Origin of the sequence: Streptomyces sp. SLBN-8D4, from assembly GCF_049739545.1 — a bacterium.
GTDB classification, from domain to species: Bacteria; Actinomycetota; Actinomycetes; order Streptomycetales; family Streptomycetaceae; genus Streptomyces; species Streptomyces canus_C.
The window spans coordinates 1074675-1092467 of the sequence record NZ_JBMGQC010000001.1 but is presented as its reverse complement, the minus strand read 5'-3'; the positions used below and the strand labels follow the sequence as shown (position 1 = coordinate 1092467).

The window sequence follows — 17793 nt, the reverse complement described above, 5'->3', positions numbered from 1 at the left end:
GGGGAGGGTTCTTGTCGCCCATTGTCCGCGTGCTGTCCGCCGACAGCACGCGCAGACTTGTCATGTCCCTGGACGGAAGCCGGAATCCGTGTTGTCATGCCAATTCCTGCCCATGACAACGTTGTTATGGAGGCTTCTGTGCACAGCAGGCACCTCACCCGCCTCAGAGACCGGCTGGCATTACTGGTCGCCGCCCTCCTCGGGCTCGCCGGTCTGACCGCGGTACCCGCCCTGGCCGACGACCCCGTCCAGGCCCGCGGACTCAAGGGCGAGTACTACACCCAGTCCGCCCCCGGCGCCTTCGACTTCCACGAGCTCAAGGCCACCACCTTCGACCCGAACCTCGACTTCGACACCCTCGAACCCCGGCTCGCCGCCGCTACCGGCCGCGCGGACGACGTCAGTGTCCGCTGGACGGGCATGCTCGTCCCGACGGCCTCCGGCCCCCACACCTTCTCCGTCATCGGCGACAACGGCTTCCGTCTGTGGATCGGCGGGCAGCTTCTCATCGACCACTGGGTCGACGACTGGGACCGCGAACAGACCGCGCAGCCCGTCGAGTTGACCGCCGGACAGTCCTACGACATCAAGGTCGAGTACTTCGAGCACTACGGCGGCTCCAACCTCCACCTGCGCTGGTTACCGCCCGGCGGCACCAAGGAGGCTGTACCGCAGTCGGCGTTCCGGCTCCCCGACGGCTACGACTACGACGGCCCGGTCGCGACCACCGTCCTCGGCACCGGCCGCACCCTGAAGCTCGAGTTCGCCCAGCCCCTCGCGGCACCTCCGGCCGGTCTCGCCGACCATCTCCAGGCCGTGATCGGCGGCGCCAAGTGGCCCCTGGGCGCGGCGAAACAGGACCCGCGGGACCCCCGCACGCTTCTCGTCGCCCTCGCCGAACCCGTCGTGGGCAACAGGACCGGCACCGCGCGGGGCACCGCCGACCTCCGCTACGACGGCGAAGGCGGGCTCACGAGCGCCGACGGCAACGTTGTCAAAGCCTTCTGGAGCAGCGGCCCAAATCAGTCGACGTACGAGCTGCGCACGAAGTGGGCCGACCAGGTGGGCCCCGGCAACGCCCACCCCGAGTACCCGCGACCGCAGTTGACCCGCGACGAGTGGCGGAACCTCAACGGGCGCTGGCAGTTCGCCGCCGCCGAGGCGGGCGAACAGCCGCCGGTCGGCCGCACCCTCGCCGAGCGCATCCTCGTCCCCTACCCGGTCGAGTCCCAGCTCTCCGGCCTGGAACGGCACGAGGACCGCATGTGGTACCGCCGCACCTTCACCGTCCCGGCCGACTGGCACATCGGCTCCGGCAAGCGCCTGCGGCTCAACTTCGGGGCGGTCGACTGGCGGTCCGAGGTGTACGTCAACGGGACCAGGGTTGCCGAACACACCGGCGGCTACGACAAGTTCAGCGCCGACATCACCGACGCGCTGAAGCCCGGCCGCACCCAGGAACTGATCGTCGGCGTGTACGACCCCACCGACGCGGCCGACGGGGAGAACCCGCCCCTCGGCAAGCAGCGCCTCGACCCGAGCGGCATCTGGTACACCCCGTCCTCCGGCATCTGGCAGACCGTCTGGATGGAGCCCGTCGCCCGCGACCACGTCGACTCCCTCAAGCTGACCCCCGACGTCTCCGCCAACGGGCTGACGGTGGAGGCGCAGGGCGTCCGCGAGGGCGTAGCGGTCACGGCGACGGCGTACGACGGGAAGCGGAAGGTCGCCACGGCCCGCGGCCGGACCGGTCAGCCGCTCGCCCTGACGATCGACAGCCCGCGCCTGTGGTCGCCCGACGACCCGTTCCTGTACGGCCTGAAGGTGACCGTCGGCGCCGACCGCGTCGGCAGCTACTTCGGGATGCGCTCCATCGCCGTCGAGAACGTGAACGGCACCCCGCGCACGGTCCTGAACGGTCAGCCGGTCTTCATGATGGCCACCCTCGACCAGGGCTTCTGGCCCGACGGGCTGCACACCGCACCCACCGACGAGGCCCTCGCGTACGACCTGAGGGTGCACAAGCGGCTCGGCTTCAACGCCGTGCGCAAGCACATCAAGGTCGAGCCCGACCGCTGGTTCTACTGGGCCGACCGGCTGGGCCTGATGGTGTGGCAGGACATGCCCGCCATGACCGCGGGGGTGAATCCGAGCCCGGCAGCCCGCGCGGAGTACGAGCGCGAGATGAAACAGGTGATCGACGAACACATCAGCAGTCCGTCGGTCGTCATGTGGGTGACCTTCAACGAGGGCTGGGGGCAGTACGACGTCGGCCGGATCGCCGAGCAGGCCAAGGCCTGGGACCCGACCCGCCTGGTCAACAACCAGTCGGGGCTCAACCTCGGCGCCGACGGCAACGCCGGCGACATCATGGACGAGCACGGCTACCCCAGCCCCGCCCTGCCACCCCGACCGGACGGCAAGCGCGCCCTGGTCAGCGGCGAGTACGGCGGGCTCGGCCTGGCGGTGCCCGGACACGCGTGGTCGGTCCAGCAGTCGTACGTCGACGTCGATCCGGCGACCTACACCGACGACTATCTGGCCAGACTCGACGAGGTGCGGGCGCTGGCGTGCCGCGGCGGCAACGCGGCCGTCTACACCCAGATCTCGGACGTCGAGGGTGAGCTGAACGGGCTGCTCACCTATGACCGCAAGGTCCTGAAACCGGACGCCGAACGGGTCGGGGCCGCGCACCAGGCCCTCATCCGGGACGCGTCCCGGACGACTCCGGCAGGGTGTTGACGAACCACAGTGATCGCCTTCGCACCATGTGTCCCGCCCCTTTCGCGAGGGGCGGGACGTAATCTGCTGTTAACTGTGCGTAGCTTGATCGTACTTGACCGTAATCGCTGTGGGGCGGTTGACTGCTGGCCCACCCGTTGTCGACGCGAGGCAAGCCATTGACTTCTGACCTGCTGGCCCCTCTCGACCTGGCGTTCTGGAACATGGAGTCCGCCGAGCACCCGATGCACCTGGGAGCGCTCGGCGTCTTCACGGCGCACTCGCCCACCGCGGGCGCCCACGCGGCCGACCTCCTCGCGGGCCGGGCGGCCGCGGTCCCCGGCCTGCGGATGCGGATCCGGGACGTGTGGCCGCTCGGCTTCCCGTACGCCTTCGGGGGAGCCGCCCGCGTCCCCGACCCCGAATTCGACCCGCTCCGGCACGTCCTGCTGCACGCCCCGACCGCGGACTTCCACGCCGAGGCCGGCCGGCTCATGCAGCGGCCGCTGGACCGTGAACGGCCGCCCTGGGAGGCGCACGTGCTGCCGGGGGAGGACGGCGTCTCCTTCGCCGTGCTCTTCAAGTTCCACCACGCCCTGGCCGACGGACTGCGGGCCCTGACGCTCGCCGCCGCCGTCCTGGACCCCATGGACCTGCCCGCCCGCAAGCCACGCCCCGCGGAGCCCGCGAAGAGCGCGCTCCCCGACGTGCGCAAGCTGCCCGGGCTCGTCCGGGGCGCCGTCTCCGATCTGAGCCGCGCCCTCGACATCGGCGCCTCCGTCGCCCTGTCCTCCATGGGCGTGCGCTCCAGCGCCGCTCTCACCTCCGAGCCGAGCGGTACCCGGCGCACCGCCGGAGTCGTCGTCGACCTCGACGACGTGCACCGCGTCCGCAAGAGCCGGGGCGGCACCGTCAACGACGTCCTGATCGCGGTCGTCGCGGGCGCCCTGCGCCGCTGGCTGGACGAGCGCGGCGACGGCAGCGAGGGCGTGGCACCCCGGGCCCTGATCCCCGTCTCCAGGCGCCGCCCTCGCACCGCGCACCCGCAGGGCAACCGGCTCTCCGGGTACCTGATGAGGCTCCCGGTCGACGACCCCGACCCGCTGGGCCGCCTCGACACGGTCCGCACGGCCATGGACCGCAACAAGGACGCGGGCTCCAACCGGGGCGCCGGAGCGGTCGCCCTGCTCGCCGACCACGTCCCGGCCCTCGGCCACCGCCTCGGCGGACCCCTGGCCGGTCAGGGCGCCCGGCTGTGGTTCGACATCCTCGTCACCAGCGTCCCGCTGCCGGGCGTCGGCCTGAAGCTGGGCGGCAACCCGGTCACCGAGGTCTACCCCTTCGCCCCGCTCGCCCGCGGCCAGTCCCTCGCGGTCGCCATCTCCACGTACCGGGGACAGGTCCACTACGGCCTGGTCGCCGACGCGGAAGCGGTGCCCGACCTGGACCTGCTGGCCCGCTCCTTGACCGAGGAGGTGAAGGAGCTGCTGGTCGCCTGCGGTTCTTGATCGTTTCCGGTTTGCGGGTGGGCCCCGGCGCTGAAGTAAAATTCCGCGTTCGACAAGCGGACGCGGCACAGCGCCGCACGGGTGACCCAGGGAAGCGGCAGCGCGATGACGGTGACAGAGGACGGCTCGGCGACGACCATGGACGAGGTCGTGCGCGAGCCCGGTGACGAGGTCGTATACGGCCCCGGCATCGACCCGGAGCGGCTGGCCGTCTGCCTGAGCGTGCTCGACGAGCTCGACAAGCTGGAGGTGGACCACCCCGACGCGATCGCCGTGCGCCGGGCCACAGCCGGGGTCTACCGCCAGGTGAAGCAGCGTCGCAGGCAGGAGCGCCGGGCCGCCAAGACCGCCCACGACAAGGCGGTCACCGAAGCCACGGCGACCGGCTCCGCCCAGCGCATCGACGACGAGACCGAAGGCATCCTGCCGTCCTCGGTCACCGAGGAGGGCCGGATCGCGGGGATACTCCAGCGCCCGCGCTCCTGCTACACCTGCAAGACCCGGTTCGTCGAGGTCGACTACTTCTACCACCAGCTCTGTCCGGACTGCGCGCGCCTGAACCGCGGCAAGCGCGACGCCCGCGCCGACCTCACCGGCAAGCGGGCCCTGCTCACCGGCGGCCGCGCCAAGATCGGCATGTACATCGCGCTGAGGCTGCTGCGGGACGGCGCGCACACCACGATCACCACCCGGTTCCCGAAGGACGCCATCCGCCGCTTCAAGGCCATGGACGACTCCGGGGACTGGCTGCACCGCCTGGAGGTCGTCGGCATCGACCTGCGCGACCCGGCACAGGCCGTGGCCCTCGCCGAGCAGGTCGCCGAGGCGGGCCCGCTCGACATCCTCGTCAACAACGCGACCCAGACCGTACGCCGGCTGCCCTCCGCCTACGCCGCCCTGGTCGACGGCGAGAGCGCCCCGCTGCCCGCCGGTGAACTCCCCGCCCACCACGTCCTCGGCGCCTTCGGCTCCGGCGCGGTCGACGGACTCTCCTCGCTGCCCGCCGGGATCTCCGGCCTCGACGCCCAGCAGGTCGCCGACCTCGCCCTGGTCGCGGGCAACGCCAGCGTGGCCCGGCACCTCGACGGCACCGCCATCGACGCGGGCGGCCTCGTCCCCGACGTCGTCGACAGCAACACCTGGGTCCAGACCATCGAGCAGATCTCCCCGGTGGAGCTCCTCGAGACCCAGCTGTGCAACTACACGGCACCGTTCATCCTGATCAGCGCCCTGCGCCCGGCCATGGCCGACGCCGCGAAGAAGGCCAGGAGCGGCCGGTCCTACGTCGTGAACGTCTCCGCGATGGAGGGCGTCTTCGGCCGCGGCTACAAGGGCGCGGGCCACCCCAACACCAATGCCGCCAAGGCAGCCATGAACATGGTCACGCGGACCAGCGCCCAGGAGATGTTCCAGACCGACGGCATCCTCATGACCTCGGTCGACACCGGCTGGATCACCGACGAGCGCCCCCACTACGACAAGCTCCGCCTTGCCGAGGAGGGCTTCCACGCCCCCCTCGACCTGGTCGACGGCGCGGCCCGCGTCTACGACCCGATCGTGCGCGGCGAGGACGGCGAGGACGTGTACGGGGTCTTCCTGAAGGACTACGCCCCCGGCAAGTGGTGAATCCGCGGACATGACCTCCGGCCGGCGGCCCGGCGTGTGGGCCGCCGCCGAAGGGGAACTCGGGGGCCCTGAGCGTTCCCTGCCGGGAGTTGTCATGGCACGTCCACACAGCATCGATCCGCGCGCCTTCAACGATCCGCGCAACCACTACCCGACCGACGAGGAGTTCTACGCGAGCGACCGTCCGGTCCACCACGAGCTCCCCGAGGACCGGCCCCGAGGCGGTGCCTCCGACCCCATCAGGCACCCCTGGAGCTGGGGCATGATCGCGCTCGTCGTCTTCGTGTGCCTGATCGTCCTCATGGGCATCGCCCTGTTCCCGTGACACCGTCATGAGGGCGGCGGGGCGTACGACCGCAGCCGGTCGTGCACGGCGTACCCGCCCGGGTGCGCCGCCCGCACCCGGGTGCCCCCGTCCACCAGGAGATCGGCCCCGGTGATCCACTCGGCCGCGTCGGACACGAGCCACACCACGGCCCGCGCGATGTCCTCGGGCTCGCCGATACGCCCCAGCGGCAGCTCGACGGGACCCTTCTCCCACACGAACCGGGCCATCTCCGTCCGTACGAGACCGGGCGAGACGGAGTTGACCCGCACCGTCGGCGCCAGCTCGCCCGCCAGCTGCTGGGTGAGGTGAAGCAGCGCAGCCTTGCTGGTGCCGTACGCGCCCACGTTGGGGCCCACGTGCCCGGCGCCCTCCGTGCAGATGTTGACCACCGACCCGCCGTTCTCCCGCATCCATCCCCGCCAGGCGGCCTGCACCAGCCGCAGCGGTGCCTCGACATTGACGGTGAAGGCCTTGCGCCAAGCGTGCGGATCCACGTCCACGAGGGGGCCGTACGGCTGATTCGTCGCCGCGTTGTTGACCACGATGTCGAGTCGCCCGAACTCGCGCAGGGCGAGGTCCACGAGGGCGCGCGGATGGGCCGGATCGGCGACGCTGCCCGCGAGTCCGACGCCACCGAGCTCGGCGGCGGCCCGCCGGACGTCCTCCCGGTCCCTGGCCGTGACGCACACCAGTGCGCCGGCGTCGGCGAGTTGCCGGGCGACCTCGCGCCCGATCCCGCGGGTGCCGCCCGTCACGAGGGCGGCCCTGCCGTGCAGTCCGTACGACGACGTCATCGCCGTACCGTCTCATGACGGGTCGTCAGTCAACAGTCTCCAGGCGGGAGTTGCGTGCCGCGACCAACTCCAGGACAGCGCGCCAGTCCTCCAGGACACCGGCGTCGAACCGGGCCGTCAGGCTCTCCTCGGCCGCCAGTCGCAGCAGTTCGTCGTCGGTGGCGGAGCCGTGATGGCACACCAGGCGGTAGACCCGTTCGCCGAGCAGGGTGCGGACGACCTCGGCCGCCTGGCCGGTGCCCATCACCAGGCCTGCCACCTGGAGTTCCTTGTCGGCGGGCCGACTGCGGCGCAGCAGCGCGGCGGTCCGCAAGGCTTGTTCGCTGCCGCAGGCGTGCAGCAGATCCATCAGCTCGTCGACACTGCGCAGTTCCATACGTCAGACCTCCCGCCGGCCGGACCGTTGCCGTGGGTCAGCAGAACATGGGCGCCTTGCGAATCGGCCAACGGGACTTGAACTGCGCGACCCCGACGGCTCGGAGGGCCGGTCGATCCGTAGGCCGAACGGGTGACTTCAGAAAGACGTATCAAGTGACAAATCAGGCGAAAAACAGGCGGAGAAGTCAAAGTGAATTGCAATGGTTACACCTTGTTTTCAGCCCCTATCGAGCGGCCCCCCGCTCATCTGGTTAATCTGTAGCCGACGGACGGCAGTACGGGGTCCCACCCACACCCACAGTCCGTCCCGGGACAAGCCGTTCACCATGGCCTGCTCTCACCTGAGTTGCCGGCGCCACCGCGTCCGAACCCGATCTCGACCCAGACCCGAGCGGACGTCCAGGCACCGGACCGTAGGTTGGACAGGTACCCGTCCCGAGGGTGAGCCCGACACATAAGGAGTGCGCGGTGACACCGGAGAAGACGAATCGCGAACAGCGCCCCAAGGAACGCCCGGAGCGCGCGGGCCGACGGCCCGGAGACATCGGCAGCCTCGACGTGTGGGCGCGCTCCGCCCCCATCCGTCTCGCGGGCTACGAGGACGACCTGGCCGAACCCCACATCCTGCCCAGCGTGGACTGACCGCAGGACCTTCGCGATCGCCGACGGCATGGGCGTGCGAGACTCACGCCCATGCTGATCAGACAAGCCGTGGCCGAGGACTGGCCACGGATCTGGCCGTTCTGGCACCGGATCGTGGCCGCGGGAGAGACCTATGCCTGGGACCCCGACACCTCCGAAGAAGCCGCCCGCGCCCTGTGGATGGGCCCGGCCAAGCGCGTGTACGTCGTCGAGGACGAAAGCGGAGCCCTCGTCGCCTCGGCCTACGTCACCCCCAACTACGGCGGCCCCGCCGCCCGGATCGCCAACGCCGGCTTCATGGTCGACCCCGACCGGGGCGGCCGGGGCTACGGCCGTGCCCTGGCCGAGCACCTCCTGGCCGCCGCAGCGGCCGACGGCTACCGGGGCATGGTGTTCAACGCCGTGGTGGAGACCAACCCAGCAGTGAAGCTGTGGACCTCGCTCGGCTTCACGATCCTCGGCACCGTGCCGGACGCCTTCGAACACCCCCGGCACGGACGGGTCGGCCTGCACATCATGTACAAGGCCCTCCAGGGCTAGGGCCTGTCTGACAATTCCCGTCTGCCTCGCGACGCCCTGCACGCTCCCCCACTGCCTCAAGGGCGTGGGAGGTGCCCCCACTCGCCGCACCGGGCGACAGACCCAAGTACGTCCAGTACGAGGGCCTACGCCCGGCATGCCGAGAGCCCGCACCTGACGCCGCGAGGCCGCCCTTCGGGCGAACGGGAATTGTCAGACAGGCCCTGGGAGTTCAGTCGAGCGGTGCCGTCCGCCGCCACGGCTGCCGCCGCTCCAGCTCCTCAGCGACCTCCAGCAGCACCGCTTCGGACCCGGGCCGCGCCACCAGCTGTACGGCGGTGGGGGCGCCCGAGGGCAGGGTGCCGAGCGGGACCGACACGGCCGGCCAGCCGGTGAGGTTCCACGGCGGGGTCAGCGGCGAGTAGGCGGTGTTGGCCAGGACGTTGCGCAGCCAGCCCCGCTCGTGCCAGGCCTCGGCCTTGGGCGAGCGGCGGGCCAGCGCCGGCAGCACCAGCACGTCGTGCTCGGCGAAGAACGGCTCCAGGCGCTCGCGCAGTTCCTCGCGGGCCTTGCCCGTCCGCACGGCCTTGACGAAGCGCCGGCCGATCGCCGCGTGCACCCGGGTGCGCCGGGCCAGAAGACGGGGGTCGAGTCCCTGGGCGTCCACCGAGGTACCCGCCGTCCAGGTGGCCAGCGACGTGACGCCCAGCGACAGCGGATACGGCGGGTCGGCGCGCCGCACCTGATGCCCCGCCTTGATCAGCAGTCCGGCCGCCTCGCGGACCGCGTTCGCGTACGGCGCGCTGATCGTGACTCCGGCGAGCGGGCTGCGCAGGGACATGGCGATGTCGAGCGTGGCGGAAGTGTCCCGTCGTACGAACTCGGTGCCGGCGACGACCGAAAGCAGCAGGCGGGCGTCCTCGACCGTGGTCGCGAGGGGGCCGTTTTCAGACATGCCGAACCAGTCGCCGTCACTGATGCCGGCCGGTACCACTCCCGACCCGGGCTTCAGTGTGACGAGACCGCAGTTGGCCGCAGGGATGCGCAGGGAGCCCATGCCGTCGTTGCCGAGGGCGATCGGGACCAGGCCCGCGGCGACCGCGGCCGCACTGCCACCGGACGAGCCGCCCGCCGTGCGTGAGGTGTCCCACGGGTTGCGGGAGGTGCCGTGCACGCCCTCGGTGGTACCGAAGACGCACAGCTCCGGCACGTTCGTCAGCCCCACGACCACCGCGCCCGCCGCCCGCAGCCGGGCCACGACCTCGTGGTCGGCCTCGGCGGGCGTGTCCGGTGTCGCGGCGGAGCCGACGCGGTTGGTCTCGCCGCGCACCGCGAGGTTGTCCTTGACGGCCACCGGCACACCGGCCAGGGGCAGTTCGCCGAGATCGCCCCGGGAGCCCACCTCGTCGGCCTCCGCCAGTGCCGCCTCGGCGCGGACCACCCGGAACGCCCCGATCCGCCCGTCGAGCTTCTCGATCCGGGCGAGGTGCTCGGCCACCACCTCCCGGGGCGTGGCCCGCTTCTCGCGGACGGCGGCGGCGATCTCGGCGGCGGTACGGCCGACCCAGCTGGTCACGTGCGCTCCTCGGGGCTACTCGCGAGTACGTAGGGAGAACTCTGCCCGTAGGCGGACGTCACGTCGAGAGCGCTCGCCCTTGGACATTCGGACCGGTCTTCTTGGACTTTTCGCGACGGGCGAGGCCGGGGGAGGGGCATCGACCAGCAGGTCATCCGATCTCTCGCTCAACTCTCCGCTGCTTCCGCACCGTTGACAGCGCATGTGGCGACCTCAAGTATCAGCCATCCGATGAATAGGGAGTCGCTCATGAGGAAACGGCTGAGATTCGCCGCCGCCGCAGCCGTCGCGGCCGTCGTCGTCGCGCTGCTGGCGCTGCTCCTGGCACCCGTTCCGGCGGTCGCCCGCACGGACCAGCGGGCGCCGGTCGACGTGCCGGCCCTGACCGTGCCCGCCCTGACCCGCTGGACCCCGGAGTCCGGCACCTACGTCTATCGGCCCGGGGCCCGGCTGGTCGCGGACGGCCCGGCCGAACGCCGGGTCGCCGACACGCTGGCCGACGATCTGCGGGCGGCCGGCCGCGGCCGGGTCCCCGTAGTGCCCGGTAGAGCGCGGACCGGTGACATCGTTGTCGACGTCAGCCCCTCCCGCACCTCCCTCGGCGCCGAGGGCTACGACCTCCACGCCGGCACAAGCCTGTCCATCACCGGGGCGACCGAGACCGGCGCCTTCTACGGCACACGGACCCTGCTCCAGCTCCTCGCGCAGGGCGACCGGATCCCGGCCGGACGCACGGTCGACGTGCCGCGCTACAAGGAGCGCGGTGTGGGCGTGTGCGCCTGCTACATCCACATCTCACTGCCCTGGCTGGAGAACCTCGTCCGCGAGATGGCGTACAACAGGCTCAACCAGCTGCTCGTGGAGCTGAAGGTCAAGAGCGACGCCCACCCCGAGGCCAACACCTGGGGCTACTACACCAAGGACGAGATACGGCAGCTCGTCGCACTCGGCGACAAGTACCACGTCGAGATCATCCCCGAGATCAACTCCCCAGGGCACATCGACCCGTGGATCGAGAACCGCCCGGACCTCCAGCTGACCGACTCCGACGGCGACAAGCAGCCCTCACGCCTCGACATCACCCAGCGGGCGGCCTTCGACTACTACACGAGTCTGATGGACGAGTACGCCCAGGTCTTCACGGCGAAGTCCTGGCACATGGGCGCCGACGAGTACATGCTCGGCTCCGACTTCGCGAAGTACCCGCAGATCCTGAACTACGCCCGGGAGAAGTACGGTCCGGACGCGACCCCGCAGGACGCCTTCGTCGACTTCGTCAACCGCGTCCACGACCACGCGGCGAGCAAGGGCGTCAGGCTGCGCATCTGGAACGACGGGCTGACCGGCGCCAACACCGTACCGGTGAAGACCGACACCACGGTCGAGCACTGGCTGAACGTGGCGGTGAAACCCAGCGCGCTCATCGCGCAGGGCTACTCGGTGATGAACTCCGCCTACTCCCTCTACCTGATCCGCGGCGGCTTCCACAGCGACACCGAGTCGCTGTACGACCAGAGTTGGGACCCGCGCAGCTTCGAGGGCGAGAAGCTGACCTCCTCGAACGGTGTCACCGGAGCGAAGATCAGCCTCTGGCCGGACAACGGGCGTGGTGAGACCGAGAACGAGGTCGCCGTACGGCTCTGGCCCGCCCTGCGGCACGTCGCCCAGGCCACCTGGGGCGATCCGCGTCCCGACACGACCTACGCGGAGTTCGTGGCACGCGGTACCGCTGTCGGGCACGCGCCCGGTTGGCGGGACCTGACCCGGGTGCCGCTGGCTGACGGGACGTACACCTTCGGGCGGTCCTTCACGGCCTCGGTGCAGCGCACGGCGGATGGCTATGTGACCCTCCGGTCGGCGGCCGGCTGCCTCGTGATCAGCGGCGGCAAGCTCACGCTCAACGTGCCGCTCCAGCCCGGCGTCGAGGCGACCTGGGACACCTGCGACGCGACGAGCACCCTGCAGCGCTGGGAGCCGGAGCCGGTGGCGGGCGGCTACCGCCTCGTCAACGCGATCACCCGGATGGCGCTCACCGTCACGGACGACGGCCGGATCGTGCAGTACCCGGCCGACCAACGCACGCCCGCAGTCTGGCACTTGAGCTGAGGAGCCTCCCATGACCGTCTCCAGACGCCTCTTCGTCACCGCCGCGGCCGGCCTTGCCGTGACCGGCATTCCGGGTCCGGCCGTGGCCCTGGACGGTGACCGTCTCTCCCGTATCCCCGTCTCGCCGGACGACACCGAGACCGACCTCGTGCGCAAGGCGTCCCAAGTCCGTCCCACCGCACGGCAGATCGCCTGGCAGGGCCTGGAGCGGACCGCGTTCCTGCACTTCGGTGTGAACACCTTCACCGGCCTGGAGTGGGGCACCGGCGACGAGGACCCGGACGTCTTCCAGCCGACCGGGCTCGACACCGACCAGTGGGCGGCGGCCCTGAAGGACGGCGGCTTCAAGCTCGCCATCCTCACGGTCAAGCACCACGACGGCTTCGTGCTCTACCCCTCCCGCTACAGCGACCACACTGTGGCGTCGAGCAGTTGGCGGGACGGCCGGGGAGACGTACTGCGCTCCTTCGCCGACTCGATGCGACGGCACGGACTCAAGGTCGGCGTCTACCTCTCGCCGGCCGACGAGAACCAGTACCTGCACGGGGTGTACGCCAATGGCAGCGCCCGTTCCCCGCGCACGATCCCGACGCGCGTGGCGGGCGACGACCGTACGCCGGAGCGCTCCTTCACCCTCCCCGCGACCGACTACGGCGCCCACATGCTGAACACGCTGTACGAGGTGCTCACCGAGTACGGGCCCGTCGACGAGGTGTGGTTCGACGGCGCCCAGGGACACATCCCGCCCGACAAGGTGGAGAGCTACGACTGGGACAGCTGGTACACCCTGGTTCGGGCCCTCGCCCCGGACGCGGCGATCGCCGTCACCGGCCCCGACCTGCGCTGGGTCGGCAACGAGAGCGGCATCGCGCGTGAGGACGAGTGGAGCGTGATCCCGGTCAAGGAGAACCAGTACGGCCGCACCGACTGGGCGCTGTCGTACGACACCCCGGACGAGGGCAGCCGCGCGGCCCTGATGAAGGCGCGGCCGGCGACGGACTACCTCCAGTGGTGGCCCGCCGAGTGCGATGTCTCCATCCGGGACGGGTGGTTCTACCACGCCGACCAACAGCCCAAGTCCGTCGACTACTTGACGGAGATCTTCTTCGGGTCGGTGGGCCGCAACGCGGTACTGCTGCTCAACGTCCCGCCGGACACGGACGGCCTGCTGCACGACACGGACGTCGTCCGGCTGCGCGAGTTCCGTGAGCGCCTCGAACGTGAACTGCCTCGCGATCTGGCCCAGGGTGCCCCGAGGACCGTGACGCCGGACCGCGTCACGCTGGACCTGGGCCGTGAGCAGGAGGTGGACCGGATCCGCCTCGCGGAGGACATCCGGCACGGCCAACAGGTGGAAAGCTTCGTCGTCGAGGCCTTCCGCGACGGCGCCTGGACGCAGATCACGGCCGCGGGCACGATCGGCGCGAGCCGCATCCTCCTGCTCCCGGCTCCGGTACGGGCCCGGAGATGGCGGCTGCTGGTGACCCGGTCCCGAAGCGCCGTACGGGTGGCGGAGTTCGGGTTGTACCGGTCGCAAGTCTGAGGGGGCCGGGGCCCTGCCGTCGGTGAAGGGGACCGTGGCCGTCGTCGCGATCTTCGCCTTCATGGGCGCCTGGGACGATTTCCTGTGGCCGCTGGTCGTGCTGAGCGACCCGTCGAAGTTCACACTGACCATCGGCCTCAACTATCTGCACGGCACCTTCGCAGGCGACGAACGGCTCGTCGCCGCGGGCACGGTCATCGCCGTGGCCCCGCTGATCGCCCTCTTCGCCGGCCTCCAGCGGTACTTCTTCCGCGGGGTGGGCGAGGGGGCGGTGAAGGGCTGAATCCCCGCCCCGCGTCTGACAAGGACTCCGCATGTCCGCTGCCGTGCGCTTCGGCGTCAACTACACCCCGAGCGTCGGATGGTTCCACCACTGGCTCGACTTCGACCTGGACGCCGTCCGCGCCGACCTCGACTCGATCGCCGCCCTGGGCCTCGACCACATCCGGGTCTTCCCGCTGTGGCCGTACTTCCAGCCGAACCGCACCCTGATCCGGGAGCGTGCCGTCACGGATCTCGTACGGCTCGTCGACGCCGCCGCCGAGCGCGGTCTGGACGTCACCGCACGCGGCGCCGTCCGCCACTACACCCTGCACCGGCTCCTGCCCGACGGCACCCGGCGCTTCCTCGGCGGCACCTGCCAGCGGGCCTGGTTCGCCGCGGGCCTCCGGCCCGAACAGGGCGAGCGGCAGGCACGGTTGGAGCCGCGTGCCGTGGGGGAGCTGTACACGTCGTCGGACCCTGTGACCGTCACCCACCCCTGGTGACCCCGTGACCCACCCCTGGTAACCCCCGGACCCTTGGAGAGCACCCCGCATGCATGACGACCGCAGCCTGGTCGAAGCCCGCCTCAAGCGTGTCCTCGACGAGCGCATCCGCCCCGCCGTCTACCCCGAGTCCGTGCCGCTGGACGTGGCCGTGTGGCACGCGCCCGACGAGCCGGTGCCCGTCGCCGAGGGCCTGGCCGCCGAGCCGGGGCCCATCGCCGTGGGCGCCCGCTGGGGTGCTCCCTGGGGCACCAGCTGGTTCCGCGTCACCGGGACCGTCCCCGAGGAGTGGGCCGGGAGGACCGTGGAGGCACTCCTGGACCTCGGCTTCGACGAGAACATGCCCGGCTTCCAGTGCGAGGGCCTGGTCTACCGGCCCGACGGCACCCCGGTGAAGGGCCTCAACCCGCGCAACCAGTGGGTGCGGATCGGCGCGCCCGTCGGGGGCGGCGAGGAGGTGCGTCTGCACATCGAGGCCGCCTCCAACCCCGTCATCCTCGACTACCACCCCTTCCTGCCCACGCGGTTGGGCGACAAGGAGACCGCGGGCAGCGAACCGCAGTACCGGCTGGCACGCATGGACCTCGCCGTCCTGGACGAGACGGTGTGGCAGCTGGTGATCGACCTGGAAGTGCTCGGCGAGCTGATGGCCGAACTGCCGGTGGAGTCGGCGCGCCGCTGGGAGATCCTGCGGGCGGTGGAGAAGGCGCTGGACGCCCTGGACCTCCAGGACGTGGGCGGCACGGCGGCGCAGGCACGCGTACGGCTGGAGACGGTCCTGTCGGAGCCCGCCGTCCCCTCCGCCCACCGCATCAGTGCCGTGGGCCACGCGCACATCGACTCGGCGTGGCTGTGGCCGCTGCGCGAGACGGTCCGCAAGGTCGCCAGGACCACCTCCAACATGACCGCGCTGCTCGACGACGAGCCGGAGTTCGTGTTCGCCATGTCCCAGGCCCAGCAGTGGGCCTGGGTGCGCGACCACCGGCCCGAGGTGTGGGCGCGGGTGAAGAAGGCCGTCGCCGACGGGCGGTTCGTGCCCGCCGGCGGCATGTGGGTGGAGTCGGACACCAACATGCCCGGCTCGGAGGCGATGGCCCGCCAGTTCGTGCACGGCAAGCGGTTCTTCCTCGACGAGTTCGGCATCGAGAACGAGGAGGCGTGGCTGCCCGACACGTTCGGCTTCGCGGCCGGACTGCCCCAGATCATCAAGGCGGCGGGCTCCAAGTGGCTGCTGACGCAGAAGATCTCCTGGTCGCAGACGAACAAGTTCCCGCACCACACCTTCCGGTGGGAGGGCATCGACGGAACGCGGATCTTCACCCACTTCCCGCCCGTCGACACCTACAACTGCTCCATGAAGGGCAGCGAAATCGCCCACGCGGCAAGGAACTTCAAGGACAAGGGAGCCGCCCGGCACTCCCTCGCCCCCACCGGCTGGGGTGACGGGGGCGGCGGCACCACCCGGGAGATGATCGCCAAGGCGGCCCGGCTGCGCGACCTCGAAGGGTCGGCGACCGTGGCCTGGGAGACCCCGGCGGAGTTCTTCGCCAAGGCAGAGGCCGAGTACCCCGAACCGCCCGTCTGGGTCGGCGAGCTGTACCTCGAACTCCACCGCGCCACCCTCACCAGCCAGGCGAGGACCAAGCAGGGCAACCGCCGCAGCGAACACCTCCTGCGCGAGGCCGAGCTGTGGGCGGCGACGGCGGCCGTACGGACCGGATTCCCCTACCCGTACGAGGAGTTGGACCGCATCTGGAAGACCGTCCTGCTGCACCAGTTCCTGCTCGGCGACGCCGCCCACACCACCCACTACTCGGTCGGCGCCGGAACCACCCTCGCCCTGGAGGACGCCATCGCGCTGGCCGACGCCCTGCACGCGCACGGCGGGCTTCCGCAGGCACTCGCCCGCTACGAGCGCCGGCGCAAGTCGGAGCTGCTCTCCGTCCAGAGCGCGGCCCGCTACAGCGCCCAGGTCCTCCATCGCCTGGGTGCACCGGGAGGCGCGGCGCACGTACGAGCGGCTCGCGGACGAGCTGAACGGCATCATCGACGGGGCCCAGCGCGCGCTGGCGGGGGAGGGGACACGGGAACTGCTCTTCAACTCCGCACCCCACGGCCGGGGCGGAGTCGCGGCGGGCGGCGCCGGAACCGCGGTCGCCGAGGGTCGGACGACGGTGGCCGGGCGCCCCGGCGGCGGCCACGTCCTGGACAACGGCGTCCTGCGGGTCGAGATCGACGCGCGGGGCCTGGTCGTCTCCGCGTACGACATCGAGGCCGACCGGGAGACCATCGCACCGGGGCAGGCGGCCAACCTCCTCCAACTCCACCCGGACTTCCCGAACATGTGGGACGCCTGGGACGTGGACGAGTTCTACCGCAACACCGTCACGGATCTCACCGACGTGGACGAGATCGCCCCCGAGGGGCACGGGGTGCGGATCACTAGGACCTTCGGCGCCTCCCGCGTCAGCCAGCTGCTGTCGCTGGCGCCGGGGGAGCGGCGGTTGCTGGTGGACACGGAGGTCGACTGGCATGAGACGGAGAAGTTCCTGAAGCTCGCCTTCCCGCTCGACGTGCACGCCGAACGGTACGCGTCGGAGACGCAGTTCGGGCACTTCCACCGGCCCACGCACACCAACACGTCCTGGGAGGCGGCGAAGTTCGAGGCCTGCAACCACCGCTTCCTGCACCTGGAGGAACCCGGCTGGGGCGTGGCGATCGTCAACGACTCGACGTACGGCCACGACGTGACCCGAACCGTGCGCACGGACGGGGACCGGGGCACGACCACCACGGTCCGGGCGTCGCTGCTGCGCGCCCCGCGGTTCCCCGACCCGGAGACCGACCAGGGCGTCCACCGCTTCCGGCACGCGCTGGTGCCGGGGGCCGGCATCGCGGACGCGGTGCGCGAAGGCTGGCGGATCAACCTGCCTGAGCGCCGGGCGACCGGTGCGGGGGAGGTGGCGCCACTGGTGGGCGTCGACCGGGACGCGGTCGTCGTCACGGCGGTCAAGCTGGCCGACGACGGCAGCGGCGATGTGGTCGTGCGCCTGCACGAGGCCCACGGGTCCCGCACCAGGGCGACGCTCACCGCCGGTTTCCCGCTGGGCGATGTCACGGTGACCGACCTGCTGGAGCGCCCGCAGGCCGACGCGGCCGCACCGGAGCGGGACGGCTCGGCGATCCGTCTGGCCCTGCGTCCCTTCGAGCTGGTCACGCTCCGGCTGGCCAGGGCCTGACCCGGCGCAGTACACCGGTAGGACCAGAGCCGAGGAGGTGCGGTCC

11 protein-coding genes and 4 pseudogenes are annotated in these 17793 nt (G+C 71.1%); 12 read left to right on the top strand and 3 right to left on the bottom strand.

Annotated features, from left to right (window positions below; genetic code table 11):
- Window positions 1-138: 138 nt before the first annotated feature.
- From RKD20_RS05040 to RKD20_RS05025, 4 genes are all read left to right on the top strand, one after another.
- Window positions 139-2742, top strand: a complete 2604-nt coding sequence (locus tag RKD20_RS05040) for a PA14 domain-containing protein (protein WP_424876593.1) — start codon at window positions 139-141, stop codon at window positions 2740-2742.
- A gap of 158 nt (window positions 2743-2900) precedes the next feature.
- Window positions 2901-4229, top strand: coding sequence for a wax ester/triacylglycerol synthase family O-acyltransferase (locus RKD20_RS05035; RefSeq protein WP_424876592.1), 1329 nt, complete (start codon window positions 2901-2903; stop codon window positions 4227-4229).
- 105 nt (window positions 4230-4334) lie between these two features.
- Window positions 4335-5855, top strand: coding sequence for an SDR family NAD(P)-dependent oxidoreductase (locus RKD20_RS05030; RefSeq protein WP_424876591.1), 1521 nt, complete (start codon window positions 4335-4337; stop codon window positions 5853-5855).
- A 94-nt stretch (window positions 5856-5949) separates the two neighbouring features.
- Window positions 5950-6180, top strand: a complete 231-nt coding sequence (locus RKD20_RS05025; protein WP_424876590.1) for a hypothetical protein — start codon at window positions 5950-5952, stop codon at window positions 6178-6180.
- Window positions 6181-6185: 5 nt separating this feature from the next.
- On the opposite strand, the gene RKD20_RS05020 is transcribed toward RKD20_RS05025, so the two are convergent.
- On the bottom strand, window positions 6186-6977 hold the full coding sequence (locus tag RKD20_RS05020; RefSeq protein ID WP_424876589.1) for an SDR family oxidoreductase: 792 nt from the start codon (window positions 6975-6977) through the stop codon (window positions 6186-6188).
- Between the two features lie 25 nt (window positions 6978-7002).
- Entirely contained in the window at window positions 7003-7353 is a 351-nt protein-coding gene (locus tag RKD20_RS05015) for a hypothetical protein (protein WP_424876588.1), read from the bottom strand.
- A gap of 470 nt (window positions 7354-7823) precedes the next feature.
- Here RKD20_RS05015 and RKD20_RS05010 point away from each other — a divergent pair, with 470 nt between their 5' ends.
- Together RKD20_RS05010 and RKD20_RS05005 are read left to right on the top strand one after the other, a co-directional pair.
- A complete protein-coding gene (locus RKD20_RS05010; protein ID WP_007386357.1) occupies window positions 7824-7997 on the top strand; it encodes a hypothetical protein in 174 nt (57 codons plus the stop codon).
- 51 nt (window positions 7998-8048) lie between these two features.
- Window positions 8049-8537 (top strand): N-acetyltransferase family protein, encoded by a 489-nt coding sequence (locus tag RKD20_RS05005; RefSeq protein WP_424876587.1) that lies wholly within the window; start codon window positions 8049-8051, stop codon window positions 8535-8537.
- A 211-nt stretch (window positions 8538-8748) separates the two neighbouring features.
- Here the strand turns inward: RKD20_RS05005 and RKD20_RS05000 are convergent, their stop codons facing one another.
- Window positions 8749-10092 carry an amidase gene (locus RKD20_RS05000; RefSeq protein ID WP_424876586.1) on the bottom strand — a complete coding sequence of 448 codons (1344 nt, stop codon included), beginning with the start codon at window positions 10090-10092 and terminating at the stop codon, window positions 8749-8751.
- A 249-nt stretch (window positions 10093-10341) separates the two neighbouring features.
- On the opposite strand from RKD20_RS05000, the gene RKD20_RS04995 reads away from it, so the two are divergent.
- The 6 genes and pseudogenes from RKD20_RS04995 to RKD20_RS04970 all read left to right on the top strand — a co-directional run.
- Window positions 10342-12198, top strand: coding sequence for a family 20 glycosylhydrolase (locus RKD20_RS04995; RefSeq protein WP_424876585.1), 1857 nt, complete (start codon window positions 10342-10344; stop codon window positions 12196-12198).
- A gap of 10 nt (window positions 12199-12208) precedes the next feature.
- Complete coding sequence (locus RKD20_RS04990; RefSeq protein WP_424876584.1) at window positions 12209-13741, top strand: alpha-L-fucosidase; 1533 nt, start codon at window positions 12209-12211, stop codon at window positions 13739-13741.
- Window positions 13742-13751: 10 nt separating this feature from the next.
- A pseudogene (locus tag RKD20_RS04985) lies at window positions 13752-14024 on the top strand (carbohydrate ABC transporter permease); the annotation flags it as partial.
- Window positions 14025-14055: 31 nt separating this feature from the next.
- Window positions 14056-14361, top strand: a pseudogene (locus RKD20_RS04980) (glycosyl hydrolase); the annotation flags it as partial.
- Between the two features lie 196 nt (window positions 14362-14557).
- A pseudogene (locus RKD20_RS04975) lies at window positions 14558-16288 on the top strand (alpha-mannosidase); the annotation flags it as partial.
- Window positions 16289-16481: 193 nt separating this feature from the next.
- Window positions 16482-17747: pseudogene (locus tag RKD20_RS04970) on the top strand (glycoside hydrolase family 38 C-terminal domain-containing protein); the annotation flags it as partial.
- Between the last annotated feature and the right edge of the window lie 46 nt (window positions 17748-17793).

Excerpts from the sequence above, each read along its gene's own strand:
- RKD20_RS04990 (WP_424876584.1), top strand. The coding sequence starts at position 12,209 with ATGACCGTCTCCAGACGCCTCTTCGTCACCGCCGCGGCCGGCCTTGCC.
- RKD20_RS05030 (WP_424876591.1), top strand. The coding sequence starts at position 4,335 with ATGACGGTGACAGAGGACGGCTCGGCGACGACCATGGACGAGGTCGTG.
- RKD20_RS04995 (WP_424876585.1), top strand. The coding sequence starts at position 10,342 with ATGAGGAAACGGCTGAGATTCGCCGCCGCCGCAGCCGTCGCGGCCGTC.
- RKD20_RS05015 (WP_424876588.1), bottom strand. The coding sequence starts at position 7,353 with ATGGAACTGCGCAGTGTCGACGAGCTGATGGATCTGCTGCACGCCTGC.
- RKD20_RS05020 (WP_424876589.1), bottom strand. The coding sequence starts at position 6,977 with ATGACGTCGTCGTACGGACTGCACGGCAGGGCCGCCCTCGTGACGGGC.
- RKD20_RS05025 (WP_424876590.1), top strand. The coding sequence starts at position 5,950 with ATGGCACGTCCACACAGCATCGATCCGCGCGCCTTCAACGATCCGCGC.
- RKD20_RS05005 (WP_424876587.1), top strand. The coding sequence starts at position 8,049 with ATGCTGATCAGACAAGCCGTGGCCGAGGACTGGCCACGGATCTGGCCG.